General features: G+C 47.0%; 1 pseudogene. It reads right to left on the bottom strand.

Features of this window, described 5'->3' with window-relative positions:
- Window positions 1-412, bottom strand: a pseudogene (locus P5683_RS25725) (IS630-like element ISAtsp1 family transposase); the annotation flags it as partial.
- Window positions 413-515 lie beyond the last annotated feature (103 nt).

Raw genomic sequence — 515 nt, 5'->3', positions numbered from 1 at the left:
CCTTCCGGCTCCATCTGTTCAATCTGAGCCATAAACTCCTCTCGCTGTTGCTCATCACGTTCTTGGTAGCCGTAAGTTTTTTTCTGGTGAAGCCAATTTTCTTCAAGGCTCTGGATATGGTGCGAGGAGAGATGTCGTCATCCCAAAGTTCAGCCATTTGAGCTGCTGTTTTGTCGCCATGCTCTTGGGCAAAAGCCTTGAATTTTTGCCAGTCGGTAATTTTGTGGTTATTGCCAGGTCGGTGATGAGGTTTAGGGAGGAAGTCTCCGGTCTGTGCTTTTCTTTGCAGCCAGAGATTAATGGTGTTCCTGCTGACATGGAAAACTTGACTGGCTTCTGTTTTGGGCATACCGTCTAGTTCAATGGCATCAATAACTTTTTGTCTGAGGTCGTAACTATAGGGGGCTGGCATTTTGGGTCTTCTTAGTCATCTCGTCCTCTCCATTATACGTCCTAAGTGTTCTGTCTTGTGCTATAGCTCACCCTGTCCTGCCTCTTCCCTGATTTGAGGGCAT

Origin of the sequence: Limnospira sp. PMC 1279.21 (assembly GCF_032349615.1) — a bacterium.
GTDB classification, from domain to species: Bacteria; Cyanobacteriota; Cyanobacteriia; order Cyanobacteriales; family Microcoleaceae; genus Limnospira; species Limnospira fusiformis.
The sequence above is the reverse complement of the archived record's forward strand: the minus strand, read 5'-3'. Positions and strand labels throughout refer to the sequence as shown.